22 protein-coding genes are annotated in these 24192 nt (G+C 39.4%); 8 read left to right on the top strand and 14 right to left on the bottom strand.

Annotated elements, in window-relative coordinates; genetic code table 11:
* Position 1: 1 nt before the first annotated feature.
* The 7 genes from CDW55_RS04580 to CDW55_RS04550 all read right to left on the bottom strand — a co-directional run bounded on the left by CDW55_RS04580 (position 2) and on the right by CDW55_RS04550 (position 9762).
* Positions 2 to 1159, bottom strand: coding sequence for a hypothetical protein (locus CDW55_RS04580; protein ID WP_088468514.1), 1158 nt, complete (start codon positions 1157 to 1159; stop codon positions 2 to 4).
* A 78-nt stretch (positions 1160 to 1237) separates the two neighbouring features.
* Entirely contained in the window at positions 1238 to 2569 is a 1332-nt protein-coding gene (locus CDW55_RS04575; protein ID WP_088468513.1) for a quinol:cytochrome C oxidoreductase, read from the bottom strand.
* A 12-nt stretch (positions 2570 to 2581) separates the two neighbouring features.
* The gene (locus CDW55_RS04570; RefSeq protein ID WP_179285905.1) at positions 2582 to 3289 is read right to left on the bottom strand and encodes a c-type cytochrome; all 708 of its coding nucleotides are present in this window, start codon (positions 3287 to 3289) and stop codon (positions 2582 to 2584) included.
* A 55-nt stretch (positions 3290 to 3344) separates the two neighbouring features.
* On the bottom strand, positions 3345 to 3866 hold the full coding sequence (locus tag CDW55_RS04565) for a DUF3341 domain-containing protein (RefSeq protein ID WP_088468512.1): 522 nt from the start codon (positions 3864 to 3866) through the stop codon (positions 3345 to 3347).
* Entirely contained in the window at positions 3853 to 5253 is a 1401-nt protein-coding gene (nrfD, locus tag CDW55_RS04560) for an NrfD/PsrC family molybdoenzyme membrane anchor subunit (protein ID WP_088468511.1), read from the bottom strand. The genes CDW55_RS04565 and nrfD overlap by 14 nt, the downstream gene beginning before the upstream one ends.
* An 18-nt stretch (positions 5254 to 5271) precedes the next feature.
* Positions 5272 to 8370, bottom strand: a complete 3099-nt coding sequence (locus CDW55_RS04555; protein WP_088468510.1) for a TAT-variant-translocated molybdopterin oxidoreductase — start codon at positions 8368 to 8370, stop codon at positions 5272 to 5274.
* Between the two features lie 21 nt (positions 8371 to 8391).
* Positions 8392 to 9762, bottom strand: coding sequence for a c-type cytochrome (locus tag CDW55_RS04550; RefSeq protein ID WP_088468509.1), 1371 nt, complete (start codon positions 9760 to 9762; stop codon positions 8392 to 8394).
* A gap of 186 nt (positions 9763 to 9948) precedes the next feature.
* Here CDW55_RS04550 and CDW55_RS04545 point away from each other — a divergent pair, with 186 nt between their 5' ends.
* Positions 9949 to 10470, top strand: coding sequence for an SPOR domain-containing protein (locus CDW55_RS04545; RefSeq protein WP_088468508.1), 522 nt, complete (start codon positions 9949 to 9951; stop codon positions 10468 to 10470).
* 50 nt (positions 10471 to 10520) lie between these two features.
* Here CDW55_RS04545 and CDW55_RS04540 read toward each other — a convergent pair whose 3' ends face one another.
* Together CDW55_RS04540 and CDW55_RS04535 are read right to left on the bottom strand one after the other, a co-directional pair.
* Positions 10521 to 11207 (bottom strand): response regulator transcription factor, encoded by a 687-nt coding sequence (locus tag CDW55_RS04540; protein ID WP_088468507.1) that lies wholly within the window; start codon positions 11205 to 11207, stop codon positions 10521 to 10523.
* A gap of 66 nt (positions 11208 to 11273) precedes the next feature.
* Positions 11274 to 12821: a sensor histidine kinase gene (locus CDW55_RS04535; protein ID WP_088468506.1), complete on the bottom strand. Its 1548-nt coding sequence runs from the start codon at positions 12819 to 12821 to the stop codon at positions 11274 to 11276.
* A gap of 190 nt (positions 12822 to 13011) precedes the next feature.
* On the opposite strand from CDW55_RS04535, the gene CDW55_RS04530 reads away from it, so the two are divergent.
* Positions 13012 to 13497, top strand: coding sequence for an SRPBCC domain-containing protein (locus CDW55_RS04530; RefSeq protein WP_088468505.1), 486 nt, complete (start codon positions 13012 to 13014; stop codon positions 13495 to 13497).
* A 29-nt stretch (positions 13498 to 13526) separates the two neighbouring features.
* Here CDW55_RS04530 and CDW55_RS04525 read toward each other — a convergent pair whose 3' ends face one another.
* From CDW55_RS04525 to CDW55_RS04510, 4 genes are all read right to left on the bottom strand, one after another.
* On the bottom strand, positions 13527 to 13880 hold the full coding sequence (locus CDW55_RS04525; RefSeq protein WP_088468504.1) for a hypothetical protein: 354 nt from the start codon (positions 13878 to 13880) through the stop codon (positions 13527 to 13529).
* Complete coding sequence (locus tag CDW55_RS04520; protein ID WP_088468503.1) at positions 13870 to 15924, bottom strand: S9 family peptidase; 2055 nt, start codon at positions 15922 to 15924, stop codon at positions 13870 to 13872. Before CDW55_RS04520 ends, CDW55_RS04525 begins: the two co-directional genes overlap by 11 nt.
* Before the next feature lie 120 nt (positions 15925 to 16044).
* A complete protein-coding gene (locus CDW55_RS04515; RefSeq protein WP_088468502.1) occupies positions 16045 to 16785 on the bottom strand; it encodes a uroporphyrinogen-III synthase in 741 nt (246 codons plus the stop codon).
* A 10-nt stretch (positions 16786 to 16795) separates the two neighbouring features.
* Entirely contained in the window at positions 16796 to 17437 is a 642-nt protein-coding gene (locus tag CDW55_RS04510) for a DUF4271 domain-containing protein (protein WP_228399608.1), read from the bottom strand.
* A gap of 140 nt (positions 17438 to 17577) precedes the next feature.
* On the opposite strand from CDW55_RS04510, the gene CDW55_RS04505 reads away from it, so the two are divergent.
* The 4 genes from CDW55_RS04505 to CDW55_RS04490 are packed head-to-tail and all read left to right on the top strand — an operon-like array spanning position 17578 to position 20906.
* On the top strand, positions 17578 to 18294 hold the full coding sequence (locus CDW55_RS04505; protein WP_088468501.1) for a polyprenol monophosphomannose synthase: 717 nt from the start codon (positions 17578 to 17580) through the stop codon (positions 18292 to 18294).
* Positions 18267 to 18659 carry a DUF4296 domain-containing protein gene (locus tag CDW55_RS04500; protein WP_228399607.1) on the top strand — a complete coding sequence of 131 codons (393 nt, stop codon included), beginning with the start codon at positions 18267 to 18269 and terminating at the stop codon, positions 18657 to 18659. The genes CDW55_RS04505 and CDW55_RS04500 overlap by 28 nt, the downstream gene beginning before the upstream one ends.
* 4 nt (positions 18660 to 18663) lie before the next feature.
* Positions 18664 to 19797 carry a tRNA guanosine(34) transglycosylase Tgt gene (gene tgt, locus CDW55_RS04495; RefSeq protein ID WP_088468500.1) on the top strand — a complete coding sequence of 378 codons (1134 nt, stop codon included), beginning with the start codon at positions 18664 to 18666 and terminating at the stop codon, positions 19795 to 19797.
* Positions 19798 to 19811: 14 nt separating this feature from the next.
* Positions 19812 to 20906 (top strand): LptF/LptG family permease, encoded by a 1095-nt coding sequence (locus tag CDW55_RS04490; RefSeq protein ID WP_088468499.1) that lies wholly within the window; start codon positions 19812 to 19814, stop codon positions 20904 to 20906.
* Here the strand turns inward: CDW55_RS04490 and CDW55_RS04485 are convergent.
* Positions 20900 to 21616 carry a biotin--[acetyl-CoA-carboxylase] ligase gene (locus CDW55_RS04485; protein WP_088468498.1) on the bottom strand — a complete coding sequence of 239 codons (717 nt, stop codon included), beginning with the start codon at positions 21614 to 21616 and terminating at the stop codon, positions 20900 to 20902. The genes CDW55_RS04490 and CDW55_RS04485 overlap by 7 nt on opposite strands.
* 86 nt (positions 21617 to 21702) lie before the next feature.
* Here CDW55_RS04485 and rsfS point away from each other — a divergent pair, with 86 nt between their 5' ends.
* Both rsfS and ftsH read left to right on the top strand, forming a co-directional pair.
* Complete coding sequence (gene rsfS, locus CDW55_RS04480) at positions 21703 to 22071, top strand: ribosome silencing factor (protein ID WP_088468497.1); 369 nt, start codon at positions 21703 to 21705, stop codon at positions 22069 to 22071.
* Positions 22072 to 22115: 44 nt separating this feature from the next.
* The gene (gene ftsH / locus CDW55_RS04475; protein ID WP_088468709.1) at positions 22116 to 24107 is read left to right on the top strand and encodes an ATP-dependent zinc metalloprotease FtsH; all 1992 of its coding nucleotides are present in this window, start codon (positions 22116 to 22118) and stop codon (positions 24105 to 24107) included.
* Positions 24108 to 24192: the final 85 nt, after the last annotated feature.

The following is a 24192-nucleotide window of genomic DNA, read 5'->3' as shown; positions in this document are numbered from 1 at the left end:
TTTAATTGATCTTATAGCTTGAAATCTTCCATTCACCGTTTACATTTTTCAATCCAAAAGTTACCTGTAGTGCTGTTGTTTTTCCGCTTTTATCGGTTACATCATACGTTGCATTTACACTGGCTGAGTTCGTACTCGAACTTTGGGTGGTAATATTTTTAACATTGATGTTTTTCACTCCGCCAAACCCAGATGTCGGATTCGAGAATGTTTCATAAGATCCCCAGTTAGGATTATCGGAAGTATCGTAGGCTCCTCTCAAGTTTTGGCTTCCAAGATTATTCAGAAAACGGGTAACGCTGGTTTTAGGATCTCCTGAAGGCGCAGCCGGCTGAATTTCTGTGCCATTAGCAACATCGGTAGGATCTGTGACCGGAATATCAGTGTTTGGATTTGCTGGATTCTCTGCTGGATTACCCTGCGGAGAAAGCAAAGCTTTAGGATTTACCGGAACTCCGATTTTAGACATTTTATATGTCTTCTTTGTGGTCTTCACGGATACTGTAATGTCAATCTTGTTATCGCTTATTTTCTCCGCAGGCAGGGACGCAAATCTTAAATTAAAGCCTTTGAAGTTGTTATCCTGCATAAGATTCTTGGCGGTTAAAATTCGGGTGCCATTACTGAAAACTTCCATCACAGTTTCTAACGCTGCTCCAGTGAACACGATAGGATTCCCCGAACCATCTACGAGCCTTGGCACAACCTGCAAAGATTTTGGCCCCAAAATACTGTCTACAGCCAGCGGTTTCGTATTAAGACTTAAAGATTTTGCAGAAATATCGTTGGGATCAGATTCTTTTGCTTCTTCGTTTCCGAAGATATTCATCTCTCCGAGAGACGGCGGGCCCGTACTCTTCCATTCGATTCCGTTTTCCTGCGCAACCTTGTCTGCGAGAGCAAAAATGCCGGGAACTTTCATTCCGTTAATTAACTTACCCAACGCATTCAGTTCGTTGACATCGCCATCTGCTTCAACTCCAAAAGTCTTGAGAATATACAAGGCTTCATTGAATTTTACCTGCTGCAGTGTATTAAGACTGGAAGCCATATCGTTGATACTTGACTGTAATGACTTGGTGGTGCTTGCATCAACTTTGTCTTTCTTACATGCAACAAGTAAAAAAGAACAAAATATAATTAGAAAAAAATGCTTCATAAGATGAGGTTTAGATACAAATTTAACAAAAATCCCGACACAAAGCCGGGATTTTTTTATTGAACGATCTATAGAAAATTAGAACGGATATTCGTAAATTTTTGATTCTTTCACGTAAGGGTTGCCTTCCGGAATTAATTTCAGTTTTGAAAGTGCAGTTAAAACCACAAATACAAACAAACCAACGCCAAACAACACGGAGCCTAAATTAAGGATAAATACTTCCGGTGTCTTCCAGTAAGGTCCTACCGTTCCCGGCATCACCATATTGAAATAATCGAGCCAGTGACCTACAAGTACAATTACTGCAACGGTAGTTACTACGGTATAGTTTCTCTTAATGCTTGAACTTACCAATACCAATAATGGAATAAGGAAGTTTAGAATAAGCATTGGCAGGAACGTTGGTCCATAGTATTTAAACCTTCCGAAGAAATAGTTAACCTCTTCCGGTACGTTTGCATACCAGTAAAGCATAAACTGACAGAACCATGTGTAAGACCAAAGCATACTTGTAGCGAAAAGAAACACTCCTAAATCATGCAGGTGATTATCATTGAACTGCGGTAAAACACCTTTTTTCTTCAGATATACACTGATCAGAATGATCGCTGCAACCGCAGAAGCCAATGTACTTACCATCGCATACCAAATGTACATGGTAGAATACCAGTGAGGGTCAATTGACATTAACCAATCCCAAGCCCAGGCTGCAGATGCAAAACCGAAGAAAGCGATGTATCCGATACTCCAATTATAGTAAGATGCATAAACTTTTCTGTCTTTAGTTTCATCAACTTTCTTGGAAAGTGTTTTAAGTTTCCATGCGAAGAACGACGCACCCACTACGTAAAGTACGGTTCTGAAAGCATAGAAAGGAATATTTAAGAATATTTTCTTCTCATAAAGGATAGGATCGAAATGTGCATCACCAGGGGTTGTTAATTCCGGATCCATCCAGTGGAAAAGATGTCCCTGATGGCTGGCATTCAACAGCATGATGATAATAAGAATCGCACCTGCATAAGGTATAAAAGATGCGATAGCTTCCATTACTCTTAAAATAATGATTGACCAGCCTGCATGCGCTGCATTCTGAATAGAATAGAAAAACAATGCACAGCAGCTCAGCGCGAACAAAAATACCGCAACGGTGTGAATTGCTGCCAAAGGTTGGTTATGAATCTGCAGTTTTGCATGGTCCAAATGAGCTTGATGATCCTGAGGACCTACCATTTCGCTTGAATGTGTAGGAGCATGATTACCTCCGGCATGAACGGCCTCCATCATATGTTCAATTCTTGCATCATCGATACCGTGATTCATAAAGTAACCTACTCCAAAAAGCACTAATCCCAGAACGATAAATATGATTGAATATAATCTTAATTTAGGTGAAAAACTATACATTTTAATTTCTTTTTATTTTTTAGGACTAGTCGATACACTCGCAGAAGCTGCAGCAGCAGCATCAGTCGCAGGTGCTGCATCAGCAGGAGCTGCTGGAGCAATTCCACCTTTGAAGGCATTCATTACGTACATTGCAACTCTCCACCGGTCACCAGGTTTTAATTGTCCAGCGTAAGAACCCATTGCGTTTCTACCATTGGTAATCACATAATGAACAGAACCTACGGTAAGCTGCCGGTCGGCATAATTAGGAACACCCACATAAGCGCCACTGGCAACAATTGGTCCCTGTCCGTCACCGCCGGTACCGTGACATGCTGCACAAGCCTGGTTATATAGAAGTTTACCTCTTTCAATATCTTTTGCCTGATTCGCCGCATTTAGTGGTGATTCCGAAATCAATTTAGAAGCATCATAACCTCCATTGTACTGATCTGGCGTCATCGCAGTATTCATTGCTTCGTCTGCAACACCATCTTTATTCTGGGCAACAGTTCCATTTACAGGACTTAATCCTGTAGCGCCGTTGTTCTTAACAAAAGCTGGAATTTCATTTTCATGATCTGAATATGCATCTTCAGCTTTCATTAAAGGATCATATGCTACCGGAAAGTACATATCAGGAAAATAAACCAATGGCGGATTTTCTTTGCTGCAAGAACTTAATGAAATTGCTGCAAATCCTAAGATGGCTGTAATTTTAAATATATTCTTTGTCATTTGGACAATTTTATTGTTTTTATAATCAAATGGAACCGTTTTACAGGGTTTCATTCTAAGCATCTTTTACCGTAATTTCTTCTACACCGGTATCTATCAGGATTTGTTTTACAGATTCTACATCATCGGTTACAAATTCCATCATAAACTTATCATCGGTAGTTCTAGGATCTGGATTTTGTGGCGGGCAACCTGGATACATTTTGTTTCTTACCAAGAAGGTAAGCGACATCATGTGTGCTGCACAAAATACCATGAGTTCAAACATTGGAACTACGAATGCAGGCATGTTTCTGGACCATTCGAAAGCTGGTTTACCCCCGATATTCTGAGGCCAGTCGCGGTTCATTGTGTACCAAGTAACTAAAATACCTATGGTTACACCGTATACTGCGTAAATAAAAGCAGCATCTGAAATTCTGGTCTTTTTTAACCCTAAAGCTTTGTCAAGACCATGAACCGGAAACGGAGTATACACTTCGTCGATTTTGATTCCTTTGTCATTGAAGGCGTGTACGCCGTTCAATAAATCGTCATCATCGGCATAAATGCCGTAAACTTTTTTAGTGGTGCTCATCTTCTTCTTCTTTTGCTTTATAAGTTTCACCTGAGATTTTCAAAATAGACTTCAATTCAGCCTGAGCAATTACAGGGAATGTTCTGGCGTAGAGTAAGAATAATACTCCGAAGAAGCCTATTGTTCCGAGAAATACTCCTACGTCAATAATTGTCGGCTTAAACATTGTCCATGAACTTGGTAAGTAATCTCTTGAGATATTGATAACGATAATATCGAATCTTTCAAACCACATCCCGATGTTGATGATCAAGGCGATAATAAATGTAGCCATAATGTTTGTACGGATTTTTTTGAACCAGAACAAAGCAGGAATAACCAAGTTACAGATAATCAACGCCCAGAAAGCCCACCAGTAAGGACCGGTTGCTGCACCCGGTGAAAGGTATACGAAATCTTCATATCGTGAGCCTGAATACCATGCGATGAAATATTCACATGCGTAGGCTACAGTTACCATACCACCTGTTACAACGATTACGATGTTCATAATCTCAATATGGTACATGGTAATATAATCCTCTAAGTGTGCTACTTTTCTTGCAACAAGCAAGAGGGTTTGTACCATTGCAAATCCGGAGAAAATTGCTCCCGCAACGAAGTACGGAGGATAGATGGTTGAGTGCCAACCTTTAATTACCGATGTAGCAAAGTCAAAGGATACGGTGGTGTGTACCGAGAATACAAGCGGTGTTGCCAAACCTGCTAAAACGAGTGATAATTCCTCGAATCTTTGCCAGTGTTTTGCTTTACCACCCCACCCGAAAGCCAGGAATGTATAAATTCTTTTGGTCCAAGGGGTTTTTGCACGGTCTCTGATCATCGCAAAGTCAGGGATTAATCCCATAAACCAGAATACGGTAGATACAGAGAAATACGTTGAAATTGCAAATACGTCCCAAAGCAACGGCGAGTTAAAGTTCGTCCAAAGAGAACCGAACTGGTTTGGTAAAGGGAAAACCCAATATCCTACCCATACTCTACCCATGTGAATTACCGGGAAAATTGCTGCCTGCACAACGGCGAAGATCGTCATTGCTTCTGCGGAGCGGTTTACCGACATTCTCCATCTTTGTCTAAATAAGAGGAGAACTGCAGAAATTAAGGTTCCGGCGTGACCGATACCTACCCACCAAACGAAGTTGGTGATATCCCATCCCCAGTTGTTGGTTCTGTTAAGTCCCCAGGCACCGATACCGGTACCAATGGTGTACGCGATACAGCCAAATCCGTAGATGAATAGTGTTAAAGCTATCCAAAAGGAAACCCACCATAATTTTCCTGCGCGTTCCTCGATAGGTCTTGCGATATCTTCTGTGATATCGTGATAAGTCTTATGACCAATAATTAAAGGTTCCCTTATCGGAGCTTCGTAATGTCCTGACATTTTTTACCTATTTATTATTTAAACATTTTGTTCTTTTCTGTTTCTCACTTTGGTGTGGTAGAAAACGTTTGGTTTTGTACCAATCTCCTCAAGCAACGTATATCTTCTGTTAGAGCTGTATAATGCTCTTACTTCAGAAGTTTTGTCGTTCATATCACCAAACTTCATTGCACCTGTAGAACAAGCATTCACACAAGCTGTAGAAAATTCTCCGTCTTTTACTGTTCTGCCTTCTTTCTTAGCTTCAAGAATCGTTTTTTGTGTCATTTGGATACACATCGAACATTTCTCCATTACCCCTCTTGTTCTTACAACAACATCGGGGTTAAGAACCATTCTACCTAAATCGTTATTTTGATTAAAGTCGAATTTATCATTAAGGTTATAAGTAAACCAGTTGAATCTTCTTACTTTATACGGACAGTTGTTCGCACAGTATCTAGTACCGATACATCTGTTGTAAGCCATTTGGTTTTGCCCCTGCTTACCGTGCGATGTGGCCGCAACCGGACAAACAGTTTCACAAGGTGCGTGGTTACAGTGCTGACACATTACTGGCTGGAAGATTACATCGGGGTTATCTGCAGGATGGTTAAGGATACCGCTGTCCTTATCGAAAGCATGACCATACATTCCCGGTACATCAAGATCTGCAGAAACTGCTTCTTCCTGAGAAAGTTTGCGGTCTTTATTCTTATCCATTTCAGCAGGAACGTTGGTAGAATAATAGCGGTCGATTCTCAACCAATACATATCTCTCGACATTCTTACTTCTTCTTTACCTACAACAGGAACATTATTTTCTGCCTGGCACGCAATGATACATGCTCCACAACCAGTACATGAATTCAAATCCACAGAAAGGTTGAAATGTGGCCCATCGGTATCATCAAATGCATCCCAAAGGTCAATTTTACCTGCCGGAAGCGCTCCACCAATGGTATGATACTCCAAAGGTTTGTTCCATCCTAATACTTCGTCATCGAATTTCACATTAAGGAAGGTATCCAAAGGAACTTCTCTTGCGATATCGTAACGGCCCATCAAGGTATTCTGAAGCTGCATCCCTGCAAATTCGTGATCTCCGCCAGTTTTCTCGATTTTCACATTCGATAAAACTGAATTGGAACCGTCGAATAATGGATAAGCATTTACGCCTGTTTCTGCAACTTTTCCTGAATCTTTTTTACCATAACCAAGCGCAAGTCCCATAGAACCTTCTGCCTGACCCGGCTGTACAAATACAGGTACATCTTTAATTGTAACACCGTTTACTGTAAGGTTTACCAGAGAGCCATCCAACTGCATTCTTGCATTCAGGTCGTTATCTAAACCTAATTTTTCGGCATCTTTAGGAGAAACTGTCAGATAGTTATCCCAGGAAATTCTGGTGATAGGATCCGGTAATTCCTGCAACCAAGGGTTGTTGGCCTGGGTTCCGTCTCCCATAGAAGTTTTGGTATAAAGAACCAATTCTAAATCAGATGCTTTAAAGCTGTTTAAATCTGTGGCAGCCTGTGCAGCATTTCCGCCAGTATAGGAAAGCGAGCCGATCACGCTTCCTCCTTCAACTACACCATTGTAAAGTGCCTTGTTGAAAGGAGTTCCACCGATGAAAGTGGCTGCATTCGCTTTTAAATAATCGTAATAGTTATTGGCAGCATTATTTTTCCCGTTCATCCAAACCAATAAGGATTCTTCAATCTGTCTTGATTTGTAAATTTTCTGGATGGTTGGCTGCATTAAGGTGTAAATACCAGTCTGAGGTTCCATATCTCCCCAGGATTCCAGCCAGTTGGCAACAGGAATTACCGCTTTCGCTGCTTTGTACATTTCGTTCTTCTTGTCTGCAACAGCAACTACTACAGGTACTTTTGCTACAAGTTTTTTGAAATCCTCACCTTTACTGTTAGAATAAATAGGGTTTACATTGTTGGCGATCAATACACCTACCTGCCCTGCATTCATCCAAGCTAAAAATTCCTGATATCTTGCTGCATCAAATTCTTTCAGGAAGTTTGCTTTTCCTGTAAATGCTTTGGATGCTAATTTTTGATTGATTAAGTGTGCTAAAACGTGTGCTGCTTTAGATCCGTCAGCAAAAACAACTGCATTGCTTCCTTTTTCCTGAAGTTCTTTTACGATACCTGCAGCTTCTTTACTTACAGAACCTCCGTTAAGACCGTTATAAACTTCAACTAAAACTTTGTTTACTGCACTTGGCTTAAGTTTTATTCTTGAATCGGCATTTGCACCGGTTAAAGACATATTCGATTCGATCTGGATGTGTCTCAACATATCCGGGCCTGGCTTTCTTGCCGCAGCGTAAGAAGTTTCTAAAGAACTTCCGTTATAATCTCCTAAGAAATCTGCCTGGAAAGAAACGACCAGTTGCGTCCCAGTTAAATCGTAAACCGGCAATGCTCTTTGTCCGAAAACTTCCTGAGCTGCATCTAAAGCTGCGGTATGAGGAACTGCATCGTAAGTTACAAGTTCAGCTGTAGGATATTTTGCCTTGAAATCAGCAAATAACTTCTTGAATGTTGGCGACGCGTAAGAATGCGATAAAAGAACAATTTTCTTACCTCCAGCCTGTGCATCTGCCAAACCTTTAAGAACGAAATCATCAACTTTGTCGAAAGTTTCGTCTTTACCGTTAAGTTTTGGCTGCTTTACTTTATCATTGTCGTAAAGTGAAAGTACCGCTGCCTGTGCTCTTGCATTGGTTTTACCCAAGTCTTTTGCTAACGGATTCGGTTCTATTTTGATAGGTCTTCCTTCTCTGGTTTTTACTAAAACACTTGCGAAATCGTAACCGTCAAAATATGTAGTTGCATAATAATTGGGAACACCAGGGATAATTTCGTGGGGTTTTACTACGTAAGGAATGGTTTTAATCACCGGAGCCTCACAAGCGGCCAAAGTAACAGCAGCAGTAGAGAATCCTAAAAGTTTCAGGAAATCTCTTCTGGATGATCCCGATTCCTTTGATTTTTCACCTCCCAACAATTCACCCACAGGAATTTCGTCCTGAAATTCTTTAAGAGCCAGCCTTGAGTTTAGGCTTGGGTCTTTCAGTTCGTGAATACTTCTGAATTTTATTTTATTTGAAGCCATTGATACTTCTAATTTTTGTTATTAATAATGACATTTACCACACTCAAGACCTCCAATCGCATCTACGGTAATTTTAGTACCTGAACCATACTGTTTTTTCAGTTTGTCGTGTAGATTTTTGAAGTATTCTTTATTATAACCGTTGTTCATATCAACTTCAGTTGTTCTGTGACACTCGATACACCAACCCATGGTAAAGTCGTTTGCCATTTGCACCACGTTCATGGTATCAACCTGCCCGTGACAAGCTTTACAAACTACATCAATTTTAGCTTCAGGATTCTTCTTGTTATGAGAGCTGATGATTGCCTGCTCGCCAGCAACTACGTGCTGAGAGTGATCGAAGTACACAAAATCCGGCATGTTGTGGATCCTCACCCATTCTACAGGTTGTGTTTTACCTGTATACTGCTGTGATGCTGGATCCCAGCCTGTCGCCGCATAGATTTTTTGAATTTCGCCGTCGTAAAATGCTTTGTCTTTTCCTGGCTCCATGTATTTTCCGTTGTATTCAGAAATTGTACGGTGACAGTTCATACAAACGTTCATGGAAGGAATTTCTGAAACTTTACCATACTTCGCTGAAGAGTGGCAAAGCTGACAGTCGATTTTATTTTCACCTGCGTGAATTTTGTGAGAGAAATAGATAGGTTGTTCCGGCTTGTAACCTTTGTAAACACCAATCCACATTAGCCAGTTCCAGATTCCGTACGCTGCTAAAACACCCAGAACTACAAGAACTCCTTTACCTACGTAGTGGTATTTTCTATAAAGATCACCAAGAGAAACCGCTCTGTTTGCGTTGAGTTCTGTAAGCTCTTCACTTTGCTGAAGTTTTACCAGCTGCTGAAGTTTTAGAAGCAACCAAAGCAACAATGCACCGATAGCTACTAATGAAATAAGAATGATTTTCGAGTTTACTGATTCCTTTTTCGCAGCCTCTAAAGCAGCTACTGAATTTGTATCTGCAGCTCCGCCAGTCGCAGCATCAGCCGCAGCCGGTTCCGGCGCAGGGGGATTAGTTGTATACTCTAAAATGTCATCGATGTCCTGATCTGTAAGATTAGGAAAAGGGAGCATCTCCGTTTTGTTAAACTTCTCGTAAACTTCAATGGCGTACTTATCGCCCGATTCGCGCAGGGATTTATTGTCTTTAATCCATTTATGCAGCCAATCTGTATCGAGATTCTGCTCTTTTTTAAGCCTGTCTACTACGCCACCTAATGAAGGACCAATAAGTTGCTTGTCTAATGCGTGACACGCGGCACAGTTAGCTTTGAAAAGCTTTTCACCGTTTTTCGCATCTCCTTGAGCGTAAATAGAAGCACTGGTCGACAGCAATAGACCTATTGCGATAAGACCCCTCTTGTAATGCTTTCTCCAACTAATCATTTATAAAATCTTGGGTTAGTAAAATATTTGAGTTTACTTTTCAATTGGGCAAAAATAAGACTTTTAACAGAAATTTAACGGCAGAACAAAAGCCCTTTTGGCATATTTAGTTAATTTGTATTAATTCTAAATAGCAAATGTTGGTATAATTTTTATTTGTTATAAATTTGCCTAAAATAAATCTTAATGAACCGTATTCTTAAAATAATTCCTGTAATTTTTCTGTTAGCAATTAATAATCTTGATGCACAGCAAGTTGTAAAAAACGACACCATTTCGGGAACTCCGCTTTCTATATCAATGGATAAAAAAGTTGAGGAATTATTGGAAAACCTGGAAGAAAAGTGCCTTACCCGGAATTCATCAAATAATGACGCACCTAAAACAACTGCCCCAAAAATAGTAGTGCCGGAAAAAGAACTTACACAGGCTGAAATTTGTCGCAGAAACCCAAGAATCATGGGATATAAAATTCAGTTGGCCGTTGTAAAAAGCAATGAAGAAGCCAGAGAAGTTGGCCTTTTTTTCAGAAGAAGATTCCCAAATATGAAGGTTGAAATCGATGCTTCCCTTAGACCCAACTACAAAGTAATGGCGGGGAGCTATCTTACAAAACAGAGTGCGGCAGCGGATTTGGCCAAAATACGCGCACATTTTAAATCCGCAATTGCAATTCAGTACAGGGTGTTCTGCGTTGAAGCAAAATAATTTTCAATAAAACAAAAAAGCTCCGTAAAATTCCGGAGCTTTTTTTGTTCTTAATTTTTCACCAGAAGACGGAATCCTTCTCCATGTACGTTAATGATTTCCAGACCTTCATCATCCCTCAAGAGTTTTCTCAGTTTCGCGATGTAAACATCCATACTTCTGGCGGTGAAATAATTCTCTTTCTTCCAGATTTTTCTTAACGCCAGATCTCTCGGCATGAAATCGTTACGATGCATACAAAGCAGCTTCAGCAATTCGTTTTCTTTCGGAGAAAGCTTGTACTCATTATCACCCACTCTCAACTGACGCAGCATTGAATCGAAGAAAATATTACTGATCTTGAACTGCTCCTGCTCATCATCTTCCAAAACAGCACTTCTCTGCAGAATTGCCTTGATTTTATAAAGCAAAAGCTCCGTATCAAAAGGTTTTGTAATATAGTCGTCTGCGCCAAGCTGGTAACCTTTCAAAATATCTTCACGCATGTTTCTTGCCGTGAGGAAAATGATCGGCGTGTTTTTATCAATTCTTTTTACGTCTTCCGCCAGACTGAAACCATCTTTTTTAGGCATCATGACATCAAAAATACAAATATCGAATTCATTTTCTGTGAATTCCTTTAATCCCTGTTCGCCGTCGGTTGCGAGGGTAACTTCAAAATTATTTATGGTTAAATAATCCTTTAAAACAGCACCAAAACTTTGGTCGTCTTCTACTAATAAGATTCTGTTGCTCATAATTTATTTATTTTTATTTCTTTGATGAGGGTAAATATTGTAGCCCCACATTATATTAATATTTTATCAGTGGACCATCGGTAGCTTTATGGTAAAGGTACTGCCCTTCCCCTTCTGCGACTCTACAAGGATCTGACCTTTGTGGAGTTCCACGATTTTTTTCACATAAGAAAGTCCGAGACCCTGGCCTTTTACATTGTGAATATTCCCAGTTTCTTCGCGGAAAAATTTCTCGAAAATCCGCGTTTTATTGTCCATATCCATTCCCATTCCCTTGTCAGAAATTTCTACAACATAGAAATTGCCTTCATTTCTTGTCTTTACTTTAATCTGAGGTGCGTCGGGAGAATATTTATTGGCATTGTCGAGCAGATTAACCAACGCATTCGATATATGAAATTCATCGATTTTAAAAGTATACTTGCTGGTATTGAATTCCTGGGTTAATGTACCGTTCCTCTGTGCAACAATAAGTCCGAAAGATTCAGAAATTTCTTTAATCAAAGCCCTTACATCGGTTTCTTTCAGAAAAAGCTGTACTTCATTCCGCTCTAATTTCGACATGTTCAGTACATTTTCGACCTGCTTTTTCATCCGGAGATTTTCCTGTTTAATCAATCCCGAATAATATTTTACTTTTTCAGGATTTGTCGCAATCTTGTCGTTGGCCAAAGAATCGGTCGCAACAGAAATTGTTGCCAACGGTGTTTTAAACTCATGGGACATGTTATTGATAAAATCCGTCTTTACATCCGCAATTTTTTTCTGGCGCATCATATAATTAATCGAAATGATGTAAATCCCCAAAATGGTAAGAAGCGACATGAACGTACCCAAAAGCATCGGTAAATTATTCTTTGCCAGTGAGTAATCTTTCCGGGGGAAAACAAGTGCAAGCGTATATAAAGTACGTTCCTTACTATCGGTAAAAAGCGGATAAGTGTAGTTGCTTTTATCTTTCTGGTCGATGTAAATATCATTTACCACTTTCGTGAGCCTGTTTGCTTTATCCATTACCGCAAAGCCAAATTTTGTATTTAAACCATTAAGCTTCAACTCTTTAGATAAAACCGAATCTAGAGCTGCTATATCCACTCTTTTTTCAATTGGAAGGTTCGAGGCGCTTAACTTTACAAACTGCCGCAATGCATAAGTATTATTGCTGATATCTTTGGATAATTGCGCAGTTAAAGGCTCGGCAGTATTATTTTTTTTAATTTTAAGAATACCTTCGTCGGTATAAAGTTTTGTAAGCTGCAAACTGTCACCTTTTGAAGAAATTGGAAAGTTTTGACTTTCGACAATACTTTTCTGGAAAGTTATTGTAGTTCTGTTCGCCGAATCCGAATTCTGCTGAATATAAGTCTGGGTAGGAAGATTGCTGCTGTCAACTACTGTTTTTCCAAAGTTCTTATTGTCTATATTTAGATATTTCTCCACTTCCATCTCCTGAGCTTTCAGTGCGGAGGATTCTAAAGCAGAATACACTTTGTTCGAAAAATCTTGGTTCAGTGCGGAATACAACTCTTTTATCCAATACAATTGCAACGTGACGAAGACAATCATTGAAATCGTCATCAATACAGAGATAAATGGAATAAACTTATTGTTCATTATGAAATTTTAATTTGAATTGTTAAAATTAATCATTTTAAGAATATAATAACAAGAAAACTATATAAATATTGTTTTTAATTTCTTAAAAAAACTCCTTTTAACAAAATATAAGTATTGCCAAAAGGTTTGTAAGCCCTGTGATATACTTTTAAAAATATTCTTTTACATTTGTTTTAAAATTACTCTAATGGAATCCAACACTGTTTTCAATAAAGATTTTGATGCTGCCAGCGTTTTTGTAATGAAAGTTTATGATGCCGATGTTTCCGTAATATGGAATCATTTTACAAAGCCGGAACTCCTTGACCAGTGGTGGGCGCCAAAACCGTGGAAATGCGAAACCCAAAATCTGGATTTTAAAAAAGGCGGAAGATGGAATTATGCGATGGTTGGCCCAGAAAACGAAAAACAATACGCCGGCGCCGAATACCACGAAATCACTTTTCACAGAAGTTTCGACTGGACTGATTTTTTCACTGATGCAGAAGGCAATATCGACCCAGATTTTCCCTCTGTGAAATGGCTTTTAGGCTTTACCGGCGTTGACGAAGGAACAAAACTTACCGTGAACATTCATTTTAATTCTGAAGCAGACATGAAGAAAATCCTAGATCTGGGATTTGAAGAAGGTTTTAAAGCATGTCTTGGACAACTGGAAGAAATTATAAAATAAAAAGACCAATCTTTCAATTGGTCCCTGTACTATTTAAAAAGTTCTTCGTCAATAAAATACTGAATGATCGCTTTTTTCATTAAAATCTGCTGCTCATTAGGTTTTAGTTCCGGCAACTGCTCGAGTTCATCAAAGTGAGGATACCCGTCGTCATCGTAATGAGAAAATTTGTAGTATCCGAAAGGTTCCAAAAGTCTGCAAACCGCAATATGTAAAATATTAAGTTTGTCATCTTTTGTATATTTCTGCTGTCCGCTGCCCAGTTCCTGAACGCCGATTAAAAACAGAATCGTATCAATCTGCGGATGCTTGTCTGTATCGAAATTTTCAACGAAAAAAGCCTCTACTTCTTCCCAAAGTTGGCTGTCGGTTTTATTTTCCATCAATTTTATTTTCCAGTTTTAAAATAAAGGCATATTCCAGCGCGTCTTCCTTTAATGACTCAAATCTTCCGGAAGCGCCGCCGTGCCCCGCGCTCATATCGGTTTTGAAAAGAAGCAAATTATCATCGGTTTTCAGTTCGCGGAGTTTGGCAGTCCATTTTGCCGGTTCCCAATACTGTACTTGCGAATCGTGCAAACCAGTTGTAATCAGTATATTCGGATAATTTTTCGCTTCTACATTATCGTAAGGCGAATAAGATTTCATGTAATCATAATACTTTTTCTTTTTCGGATTTCCCCATTCATCAAATTCCCCGGTTGTTAAAGGAATTGTTTCGTCCAACATCGTGGTAACCACGTCTACAAAAGGCACCTGTGCAATAATCCCGTTGAAAAGCTCGGGCTCTTCATTCATCACCGCTCCCACAAGAAGTCCGCCGGCGCTTCCTCCCATCGCATAAAGATGCTTTTCTGAAGTGTAATTTTCAGAAATTAAATATTTTGCAGCATCAATAAAATCGTAGAACGTATTTTTTTTCTTAAGCATTTTCCCGTTTTCGTACCATTCGCGTCCCAAATATTCACCGCCGCGGATGTGGGCAATCGCATACACAAAACCACGATCCAAAATCGAAAGCCGTACATTAGAAAAACTAGCATCTACCGTGTGTCCGTAACTTCCATAACCATAGAGCAGCAACGGAGTTTCAGCTGATCTTTGGGTGTTTTTGTGATAAACGAGCGAAACCGGAATGTGGTTTTTACCGTCGCGGGAAGGTGCCCAAATTCTTTCTGAAATATAATTTTCAGGGAAAAATTTTCCACCCAAAACTTCATGTTGTTTCAAAACCTGCGAAGTTTTCTCCTTCATATCGTACTCGATGGTGGAATTGGGCTTCGTTAAAGAAGTGTAGCCAAAACGGAGTTTCGTGGTATCAAATTCAAGATTTAATCCGATATAAGCGGTATATGTTGGATCCGAAAATTCTAAATAATGAGACTTTCCGGTGCTGTTTTCGATTAGTTTAATTTGAAGAAGACCTTCTGTTCTTTCTTCCAGCACAAAATAATCTTTAAAAATTTCAAAACCTTCGAGCAGCGTTTCTTTTCGGTGTGGGATTACGTCTTCCCAATTTTCAATTCCGGGATTTGCAACTTTTGTTTTTACGATTTTAAAATTGGTAGCGTCATCCGCATTGGTGATGATATAAAATTCATCCTCGTAATGTTCCACAGAATATTCAAGATCTTCTGTTCTTGGCTGAATGACCTTCCATTCCGAAAAAACATCGCCTGCAGGAATAAAATGCATCTCATCGGTAACCGAACTCGAACTCGAGATAAAAATATACTCCAAAGACTTTGTTTTGAAGATGTTAACGTCGAACGCTTCATCTTTTTCATGAAAAATCAGGACATCATGTTCATAAGGTGTTCCCAGTTGGTGTCTGAAGACCTGGAACGCGCGCAGATTCTCGTCTTTTCTGGTATAGAAAACGTGCTTATTGTCGTTTGCCCAAACCGCTTTGCCCGTGGTATTGGGAATTTGTTCACCAAAGAGTTCGCCGTTTTCCAGATTTTTGAAACTTAGGGTATAAATTCTTCTTCCAACATTATCCGTGGAGAAACTCATGAGTTTGTTATCCGGCGAAACTGCAACGCTACCTACTTCCAGAAAACTTTCGCCTTCCGCCAGAATATTTACATCGAGTAAAATTTCCTCTTCATGATCCAGCGTCTTGAATTTCCGGCTGAAAATGGGATATTCTTTTCCTTTTTCGAATCTCACGATATACCAGTATTTATTAAAAAAATAAGGTAAACTTTGGTCATCTTCCTTGTAACGTGCTTTCATCTCATCAAAAAGCAGCTGCTGAAAGTCTTCGGTATCCTTCATCATAAAATCGCAGTACGCGTTTTCCGCATTCAGATAATCGGTGACTTCAGGATTTTCTCTTTCGTTAATCCAGAAATAATCATCAGCTCTTTTATCGCCGTGAATTTCGAGAATTTTATGGATTTTTTTTGCTTTGGGAGCGTTCATTTTTGTAATGAGATTGTGAATAATTTGCCTGCAAAAAGCCCGCAAAGTTAAGATTAATTAAAAACAAAACCATCTTTAACGAAGAAAGACGGTTTTAAAATAAGATATAGAATCCAGGTCCTATTTGTTCATCTGCCGGATGTATTTCTCTATTGCCATCGTCATGGATGGTGTTTCTTTACTCGGCGCCATCACATCAACTCTTAACCCAGCTTCTTTGGCTGCCTGCTCTGTAGTTGTACCAAACACAGCTATTTTAGTGTCTTTCTGTTCGAAGTTTTCAAAGTTCTTTCCTAAAGACCTTATTCCCTGTGGGCTGAAGAATACCAGCATGTCGTATTCCTTCACACTAATATCGGTAAGGTCACTGCAAACGGTGCGGTACATGGTCGCTCTCGTCCATTCGATTGGCGCAGAATCCAGCACTTTCACAACATCCGGGCTTAGCACATCTGCTGCCGGAAGTAAGTATTTTTCTGAAGGAAATTTCTTGAAAAGCGGCAATAAATCAGCAAATGTTTTTTCACCGAAAGAAATTTTTCTTTTTCTGTAAACGATGTGTTTCTGAAGGTAATTTGCGATGGCTTCAGACTGGCAAATGTACCGCATCGAATCGGGTACCGTAAACCGCATTTCTTCTGCAAGACGGAAGTAATGATCCACTGCATTTTTACTTGTAAAAATAATTCCTGTGTATTGCGCGAGATCGATTTTTTGGGCTCTAAGCTCCTTAGCATCAACACCTTCAACATGAATAAATGGCCGGAAATCTATTTTGATTTTTTCTTTTTTGGCCATCTCCAGATAAGGTGAAGATTCATTGGGCGCGGGTTGTGATACGAGGATCGATTTTATTTTCATCATCAAAATATTAAAAAAACAAGAGTTTCCAGAGTACCAAAACAGGTACTATTTGGAGGGTGCAAATATACAAAAATTTATAATACCATTTTTCGGGCAATATACTGCTGGGGTGGAAAACATAGAAGAACTGTTTGAACAAAAAGGCAAATGCAAATACAGCCAGATATACATCAAGCATCAGAAATTTATCGAAAAGATAAAAAAACTGAAGCACAATCAAGATCATTATGAGTATCGAAAAACTGAAATAAAACTTTGAGGCAGTGAAGTAGAAAACTTCCCACTTTTTCGTCGTTCCCGTACCTGCAAAATACAGGTAGGTGCAAATGTTTTTCAGGAAATAAAATACGGATATACTGGCAAAAGTAAACCCGAATTTATTGAGTTCGTAGCCGGAGAACTGAAAATCTGTAACTTTTTGTGGCACTACCGGTATATTCTGTGACACCAAAACAGACAGCACCAGGGTAAAAACAAAACTGATGATGATCCAGCTCAGAAAATTATTTGTAGAGTCGGCAAATTTCTGCAACAGAAACTCGGTCACCGAAGAGTCACGCCGCAACGATAAAAGCATGAAAATATAGAGGAAAATGCAGCTTACCAGGATAATTACTACCCAATCATTATGCTGTACAATTCTTACCAATTTGTATTTTTTTGCAAAAATAAGCAAATAAAGCAAAGTTTAACCGCAATTTTCAGGCAATTGAAAACCCAGTATTATCTCGTAAAGAATAGCAAAAAATTTAAGCCGGAAAAGTTTATCTTTGCAAATTAATTTGTAGGATGAAGAAACTCGTCATTATCCCCACTTACAACGAAAAGGAAAACATCGAAAATATTATTTCAGCGGTCTTCGCTTTGGAAGAGGATTTTCATGTTCTTATCGTTGATGATTCTTCACCCGACGGTACGGCAGAAATTGTAAAAAATCTGCAGAAAATTTATCCTCACGAGCTTCATCTAAGCATCCGAAAGGTGAAAGACGGGTTGGGACAAGCCTACATTCATGGTTTTAAATGGGCGCTTCAGAATAATTTCGATTATATTTTCGAAATGGATGCCGATTTTTCACACAATCCAAAAGATCTTAACCGTCTTTACGAAGCCTGCCTAAAAAATGACATGAGCATTGGCTCCCGGTATTCAAAAGGGGTAAATGTAGTCAACTGGCCAATGGGCCGCGTTTTACTCTCTTATTTCGCCTCCAAATACGTAAGATTTATTTTAGGAATTCCGGTTCACGACACTACCGCAGGTTTTGTCTGTTTCTCCAGAAAAGTTCTTGAAGAAATCGGTTTGGATGATATTAAACTTAAAGGTTACGGATTTCAGATCGAAATGAAATTCCGTGCATTCAAAAAAGGATTTAAAATTGTGGAAGTTCCAATCATATTCACCAACAGAGAGCTGGGCGAAAGCAAAATGAACGGCGGGATTATTCATGAAGCGGTTTTTGGAGTTTTAAACCTGAAATGGAAATCTATCATGGGAAAATTATGAAAAATTTCTTTTTAATATTATTTTCGATTTTGGTCATGAGTTGCTCACAGCTGATTGATCCTCCGAAAAATCTTATTCCAAAAGACGAGATGTCCGAAATTATTGCGGAGTTTGCGGTGAATGACCAGTTCAACAACTTGCTTCCGCAGTCTGATTTGGAAAACGCCACCCGTTTTGTATTGAAAAACAAAAAGGTAAAAGCCAGTGATTTTACCGAAAGCTATAAATATTATATCGCATCGGGAGATTTAGAAGAAATCCTGAACGATGCACAAAAAATAATCGTTGCCAAAGATCCTGCAGCAAAAGATTATATCGATAAAAATGTAAAAGAAAACCAGAACGTACCTGCGTTTGCAAGATAAAATTATGTCCTTATTCTTCGAAATCAACAACACCACTACTGGCAAAGCACGCGCCGGAACCATTTCTACAGACCACGGCACAATACAGACGCCGATTTTCATGCCGGTAGGCACCGTGGCTTCAGTTAAAACGGTGCACCAGCGCGAACTGCGCGATGACATTAAAGCCCAGATTATTTTGGGAAATACTTACCATCTTAATTTACGTCCAAAAATGGATATTATGCAGGCCGCCGGCGGACTGCACAAATTCATGAACTGGGAATTGCCAATTCTTACCGATTCCGGAGGTTATCAGGTTTTTTCTTTGTCGAAATCAAGAAAATTAACCGAAGAAGGCGTGAAATTCAAATCGCATATCGACGGAAGTGCACACTTTATTTCTCCGGAAAAATCAATGGAAATTCAGCGACAAATCGGGGCAGATATTTTCATGGCGTTTGATGAATGCACCCCTTATCCTTGCGAATACAATCTTGCAAAAGATTCCATGGAAATGACCCACCGCTGGCTAAAAAGATGCATCAAATGGACGGAAGGTAATCAGGGAATTTACGGTCACAAACAAAGACTTTTCCCAATTGTTCAGGGATCTACCTATTCTGATTTAAGAAAAGCTTCGGCAGAATTTATTTCTGAACAGAATGCTGAAGGAAACGCGATCGGCGGACTTTCAGTTGGCGAACCCGAAGAAGAAATGTACCGCATCACCGATGAAGTAACCGATATTTTACCTAAAAATAAACCCCGTTATCTGATGGGTGTTGGTACACCGTGGAACATTTTGGAGTCAATTGGACTGGGAGTTGATATGATGGATTGTGTGATGCCAACCAGAAACGCCAGAAACGCCATGCTTTTTACCTGGCAAGGCGTAATGAACATGAAAAACGAAAAGTGGAAAGACGATTTTTCGCCGCTGGATGAATTCGGGACCAGTTACGTAGATTCAGAGTATTCTAAAGCGTATGTGAGACATCTATTTGTCGCGAAGGAATATCTTGCAAAACAGATTGCATCGGTACACAATTTGGCTTTTTACCTCGATTTGGTAAGAGTGGCGCGGCAACACATTATCGCAGGCGATTTCTACGAATGGAAAGATTCAGTAGTTCCTGTACTGAAACAGAGACTCTAATATAATTTGGCTTTATGAAAATCATCGATCTGTATATCATCAAAAAATACCTGGGAACTTTTGGTTTCATGCTGGGACTTTTGACGATTATTGTACTGATCATAGATGTGCAGGCAAAAGCACCCAGAATTGAATCGAACGGTTTTACGGTTGGCGAATTTTTAATTGATTTTTATCCTTACTGGATCATCAACCTGATCATCACGTTCATGTCGATTTTGGTATTTATTTCAGTGATTTTTTTCACTTCAAGAATTGCCAACAATACAGAAATTGTAGCAATCATAAGTTCTGGCGCGAGTTTTCACCGGTTTGCCAGACCTTATTTAATGACTTCAGGCTTTATTGCCGTGCTCGCGCTGCTGATTAATCATTTTGTTTTGCCACTCGCAAATATCAAGAAAAACGAACTCGAGCCTTATACTTACAATGCAAAAAGCCGGGAAGAATTTACCGGAAATGCCGAGATTGCCACCCAACTTTCAAAGACCGAATATATTTTCATTAAAAGCTATAACAAAAAAGAAAAACGAGGTTCTGGATTTATTTATCAAAAATTAGATAAAAACAGAAAACTTATTTACCAGTTAATCGCAAACGAATTTTACTGGGAAAAAGACAAAAAACACTTTGTCCTCAACTCTTATCTCGAAAAAACTATCAATAAAGATGAAACCGAGAAATTAGGCAACGGAGACAGCATGACCAAAAGTTTCGGGCATCCGCCGGAAGAGCTTTTCCCGGACGTGCTTTTAGGGCAAAATAAAACAACACCTGAACTCATAAAATTCATCGACCGCGAAAAAGAAAAAGGCAACGCCAACCTGAACAGCTATCTGAATGAGCTTTATCAAAGAACTTCAATGCCCGTTTCAGTCATCATTCTCACGTTTTTAGGGCTTTCATTATCGTCACAGAAAAAACGTGGCGGTCTTGGCGTAAATCTCGCAATCGGGATTGCCCTGGCGTTTGTATTTGTATTTTCTTTCGAAGTCTTAAAGGTAGTTTCAGAAAACAAAACCCTCCCACCGCTTCTTGCGATGTGGCTCCCCAACATTATTTTCGCGCCTGTGGCACTTTATCTTTATTTCAAAAGAGCCAATCAGTAAAGAAGTTCGATTTCTTTATTGTAGAATTTTTGAAGTCCCTGATTTTCAATTTCCACCCAAAGAAAACCCTCTTTGTCAACATTTCTGATGATGCCATTTTGTCTTATGCCTTTCATTTCAAAAACCGAAACCATTTCCTTCCTGAATAATCTTTGATTAATGTTTTCAAAAAGATCTTCCACGAAAATTTCATTCTGCAAATGTTCCTTAAGATACACAAAAAGTGAATCTGCAACTTTTTTAGGATTCAGCTTTATACCGGTTTGCGTTAGAATAGATCCTGCTTTTGGCAAATGATCAAAATTCTTCTGCAAAATATTCAGTCCGATACCGATGATAAAATAATTTATGGCGCCGAGTGTTTTTTTCTCTGTAAGAATTCCCGCAATCTTCTTATTTTTTATAATGATGTCATTTGGCCACTTTATTTCCACAGGGTTTTTTGTCATAATGGCAAGAAAATCGGCCAACAGCAAGGCGGTACGGAAATTGAATAAATGATCCTGTGTTTCCAAATGCTGTGCAGGAAGCGCAAGCGTAAACGCCAGATTCAGATTTTCAGCGCATTCCCAGGAATTTCCGTATTGACCTTTTCCCTTGGTTTGATTAAAAGTGTAAACGGCCTGAATATCTGCTTTCGTATGATTCAGAAATCTGAGGATTTCTTCGTTGGTCGATTCACATTCTTTTAAGAAAATTAGGGCCGGCATTTATGAAAACTTTAAGAGTTACAACGGGCAAATTTGACCCAAATTAAATAAAAAAACAATAAATTTGCAGATTATACAAAATTTTAATGAATAAAATTACAGAAAAACAGTTGCTTACAGACAAAATCGTAGAAGCAATAAAAGATACAAAAGGTGAAGATATTATGATTTTCGACCTCTCAACAATCGAAAACTCAGTGGCTCAAACATTTATTATCTGCACCGGAAATTCAAATACGCAGGTATCTGCCATCTCAGGAAACATTCAGAAAAAAGTAAGAAACGACTTGCATGACAGGCCCTGGCATGTAGAAGGAACCGAAAACTCCCTGTGGGTTTTACTCGATTATGTTTCGGTAGTAGTGCACGTTTTCCAGAGAGAAACCAGAGCATACTATGATATCGAAGAGCTTTGGGGTGATGCTAAAATTACCAAAATAGAAAATCAATTATAATTTGACGGAATATATTTTTCGTCAAAATTTTTATGAATAAAGATATGAATAACAATAAAGGATTTAACTGGTTTTTTCCGATCGTAATCGCTGCAATACTGCTGATTTTCTTTACGAATATGAACAGCAATTCCAACTCCAATACCTTGGATGAGGAGGGGTTTTATCAGTTGTTGCAACAGGGAAAAGTACAGAATATATTAATTTACAAAGATATTGAGAAAGCAGATGTGTTCCTTACAAAAGCTGCCAAAACCGAATTGGCAAACAAACAGGTGTCACAGGATAAAAGCCCTTTCTCAACCTTCGATTTTGCACCCAAACCGGATTACAGTTTAAGCTACGGTGATCTGCAGCTTTTCCTTGAAAAATTTGATAAAATTAAACAGGAAAATCCCGCTTTAACCACTAAAAAAGACTATGGAATCGGCAAAAACCCGATGACGGAACTGCTTTTCACGGCACTCTTCTGGATTGGTATTATGGCCTTATTCTATTTCGTAATCTTCCGCAAAATGATGGGCGGAGGCGGAGGTGGCGGCGGAGGCCAAATCTTCTCCATCGGTAAATCGAAAGCCAAACTCTTCGACGAAAAAGATAAAATTCAGGTTTCATTTAAAGATGTTGCCGGTCTGGAGGGCGCTAAAGAAGAAGTTCAGGAAGTTGTAGATTTCCTAAAGAACTCAGATAAATACACCAAATTGGGAGGTAAAATTCCGAAAGGAGTTCTTTTGGTAGGTCCTCCGGGAACGGGAAAAACATTATTGGCAAAAGCTGTTGCAGGTGAAGCTAAGGTTCCGTTCTTCTCACTTTCAGGTTCAGATTTTGTTGAAATGTTTGTGGGTGTTGGTGCATCAAGAGTGCGTGATTTATTCGCGCAGGCAAAGGCAAAATCTCCTGCAATTATCTTCATCGATGAAATTGATGCAATTGGTAGAGCCAGAGGAAAAGGTAATTTTACAGGTGGCAACGACGAACGCGAAAATACACTGAATCAGCTTCTTACAGAAATGGACGGTTTCGGAACTGATACCAATGTAATCATTATGGCAGCAACCAACAGAGCCGACATCTTAGATAAAGCTTTGATGAGAGCCGGCCGATTCGACCGTTCTATTTACGTTGACTTGCCGGAACTTCACGAAAGAAGAGAAATCTTCGATGTTCACCTGGCTAAAATTAAACTCGAGCCAAATATCGACCGCGATTTCCTGGCCAAACAAACTCCGGGATTCAGTGGTGCTGACATTGCCAATCTTTGTAATGAAGCGGCTTTAATCGCCGCCAGAAACGGTCACGAATCTGTAACAAAACAGGATTTTCTTGATGCGATCGACCGAATTATCGGGGGTCTCGAAAAGAAGAACAAAGCCATTAAACCTTCAGAAAAACGCAGAGTAGCATATCACGAAGCCGGGCACGCGACCATTTCATGGCTTGTAGAACATGCGGCGCCACTATTAAAAGTGACGATTGTCCCAAGAGGGCGATCCCTGGGTGCAGCATGGTACCTGCCAGAAGAAAGACAGCTGACCACCACAGAGCAGATGCATGATGAACTTTGTGCAACTTTGGGAGGAAGAGCTGCAGAACAGGCTGTTTTTGGAAATATCTCCACAGGTGCACTTTCGGATCTGGAGCGTGTTACCAAACAGGCGCAGGCCATGGTTACCATTTATGGACTGAATGATAAGGTAGGTAATATTTCTTACTACGACAGTTCGGGCCAGTCTGAATACAATTTCGGAAAACCTTATTCTGAGCAGACCGCAAAAATGATTGATGAAGAAATTTCAAAAATCATTGAAACCCAATATCAGAGAGCTTTAACTATCCTGACTGAAAACAGGGATAAGCTTGATGCACTCGCGGCAAAACTTCTCGAAAAAGAAGTTATTTTCCGCGAAGACTTAGAAGAAGTTTTCGGCAAGCGTGCCTGGGACCCGGAATTAACGGAACATCCGGTTTCCAATACGCAGCCAGAAATTGAGACTCCCGGCACTGTATTAGGACCGGAATCTAACACTCAGATATAAAAACAGTCCTGATAATTGCCTTTGCAGGTGAATTATCAGGATTTTTTTATTAATTTTATAGCCTGAATAAATATTTTCTATTTTT

This window comes from Chryseobacterium sp. VAUSW3 (assembly GCF_002205795.1).
Taxonomy (GTDB): Bacteria; Bacteroidota; Bacteroidia; order Flavobacteriales; family Weeksellaceae; genus Kaistella; species Kaistella yananensis.
The sequence above is the reverse complement of the archived record's forward strand: the minus strand, read 5'-3'. Positions and strand labels throughout refer to the sequence as shown.

Excerpts from the sequence above, each read along its gene's own strand:
- CDW55_RS04580 (WP_088468514.1), bottom strand. The coding sequence starts at position 1,159 with ATGAAGCATTTTTTTCTAATTATATTTTGTTCTTTTTTACTTGTTGCA.
- CDW55_RS04575 (WP_088468513.1), bottom strand. The coding sequence starts at position 2,569 with ATGTATAGTTTTTCACCTAAATTAAGATTATATTCAATCATATTTATC.
- CDW55_RS04570 (WP_179285905.1), bottom strand. The coding sequence starts at position 3,289 with ATGACAAAGAATATATTTAAAATTACAGCCATCTTAGGATTTGCAGCA.
- CDW55_RS04565 (WP_088468512.1), bottom strand. The coding sequence starts at position 3,866 with ATGAGCACCACTAAAAAAGTTTACGGCATTTATGCCGATGATGACGAT.
- nrfD (WP_088468511.1), bottom strand. The coding sequence starts at position 5,253 with ATGTCAGGACATTACGAAGCTCCGATAAGGGAACCTTTAATTATTGGT.
- CDW55_RS04555 (WP_088468510.1), bottom strand. The coding sequence starts at position 8,370 with ATGGCTTCAAATAAAATAAAATTCAGAAGTATTCACGAACTGAAAGAC.
- CDW55_RS04550 (WP_088468509.1), bottom strand. The coding sequence starts at position 9,762 with ATGATTAGTTGGAGAAAGCATTACAAGAGGGGTCTTATCGCAATAGGT.
- CDW55_RS04545 (WP_088468508.1), top strand. The coding sequence starts at position 9,949 with ATGAACCGTATTCTTAAAATAATTCCTGTAATTTTTCTGTTAGCAATT.
- CDW55_RS04540 (WP_088468507.1), bottom strand. The coding sequence starts at position 11,207 with ATGAGCAACAGAATCTTATTAGTAGAAGACGACCAAAGTTTTGGTGCT.
- CDW55_RS04535 (WP_088468506.1), bottom strand. The coding sequence starts at position 12,821 with ATGAACAATAAGTTTATTCCATTTATCTCTGTATTGATGACGATTTCA.
- CDW55_RS04530 (WP_088468505.1), top strand. The coding sequence starts at position 13,012 with ATGGAATCCAACACTGTTTTCAATAAAGATTTTGATGCTGCCAGCGTT.
- CDW55_RS04525 (WP_088468504.1), bottom strand. The coding sequence starts at position 13,880 with ATGGAAAATAAAACCGACAGCCAACTTTGGGAAGAAGTAGAGGCTTTT.
- CDW55_RS04520 (WP_088468503.1), bottom strand. The coding sequence starts at position 15,924 with ATGAACGCTCCCAAAGCAAAAAAAATCCATAAAATTCTCGAAATTCAC.
- CDW55_RS04515 (WP_088468502.1), bottom strand. The coding sequence starts at position 16,785 with ATGAAAATAAAATCGATCCTCGTATCACAACCCGCGCCCAATGAATCT.
- CDW55_RS04505 (WP_088468501.1), top strand. The coding sequence starts at position 17,578 with ATGAAGAAACTCGTCATTATCCCCACTTACAACGAAAAGGAAAACATC.
- CDW55_RS04500 (WP_228399607.1), top strand. The coding sequence starts at position 18,267 with ATGGAAATCTATCATGGGAAAATTATGAAAAATTTCTTTTTAATATTA.
- tgt (WP_088468500.1), top strand. The coding sequence starts at position 18,664 with ATGTCCTTATTCTTCGAAATCAACAACACCACTACTGGCAAAGCACGC.
- CDW55_RS04490 (WP_088468499.1), top strand. The coding sequence starts at position 19,812 with ATGAAAATCATCGATCTGTATATCATCAAAAAATACCTGGGAACTTTT.
- CDW55_RS04485 (WP_088468498.1), bottom strand. The coding sequence starts at position 21,616 with ATGCCGGCCCTAATTTTCTTAAAAGAATGTGAATCGACCAACGAAGAA.
- rsfS (WP_088468497.1), top strand. The coding sequence starts at position 21,703 with ATGAATAAAATTACAGAAAAACAGTTGCTTACAGACAAAATCGTAGAA.
- ftsH (WP_088468709.1), top strand. The coding sequence starts at position 22,116 with ATGAATAACAATAAAGGATTTAACTGGTTTTTTCCGATCGTAATCGCT.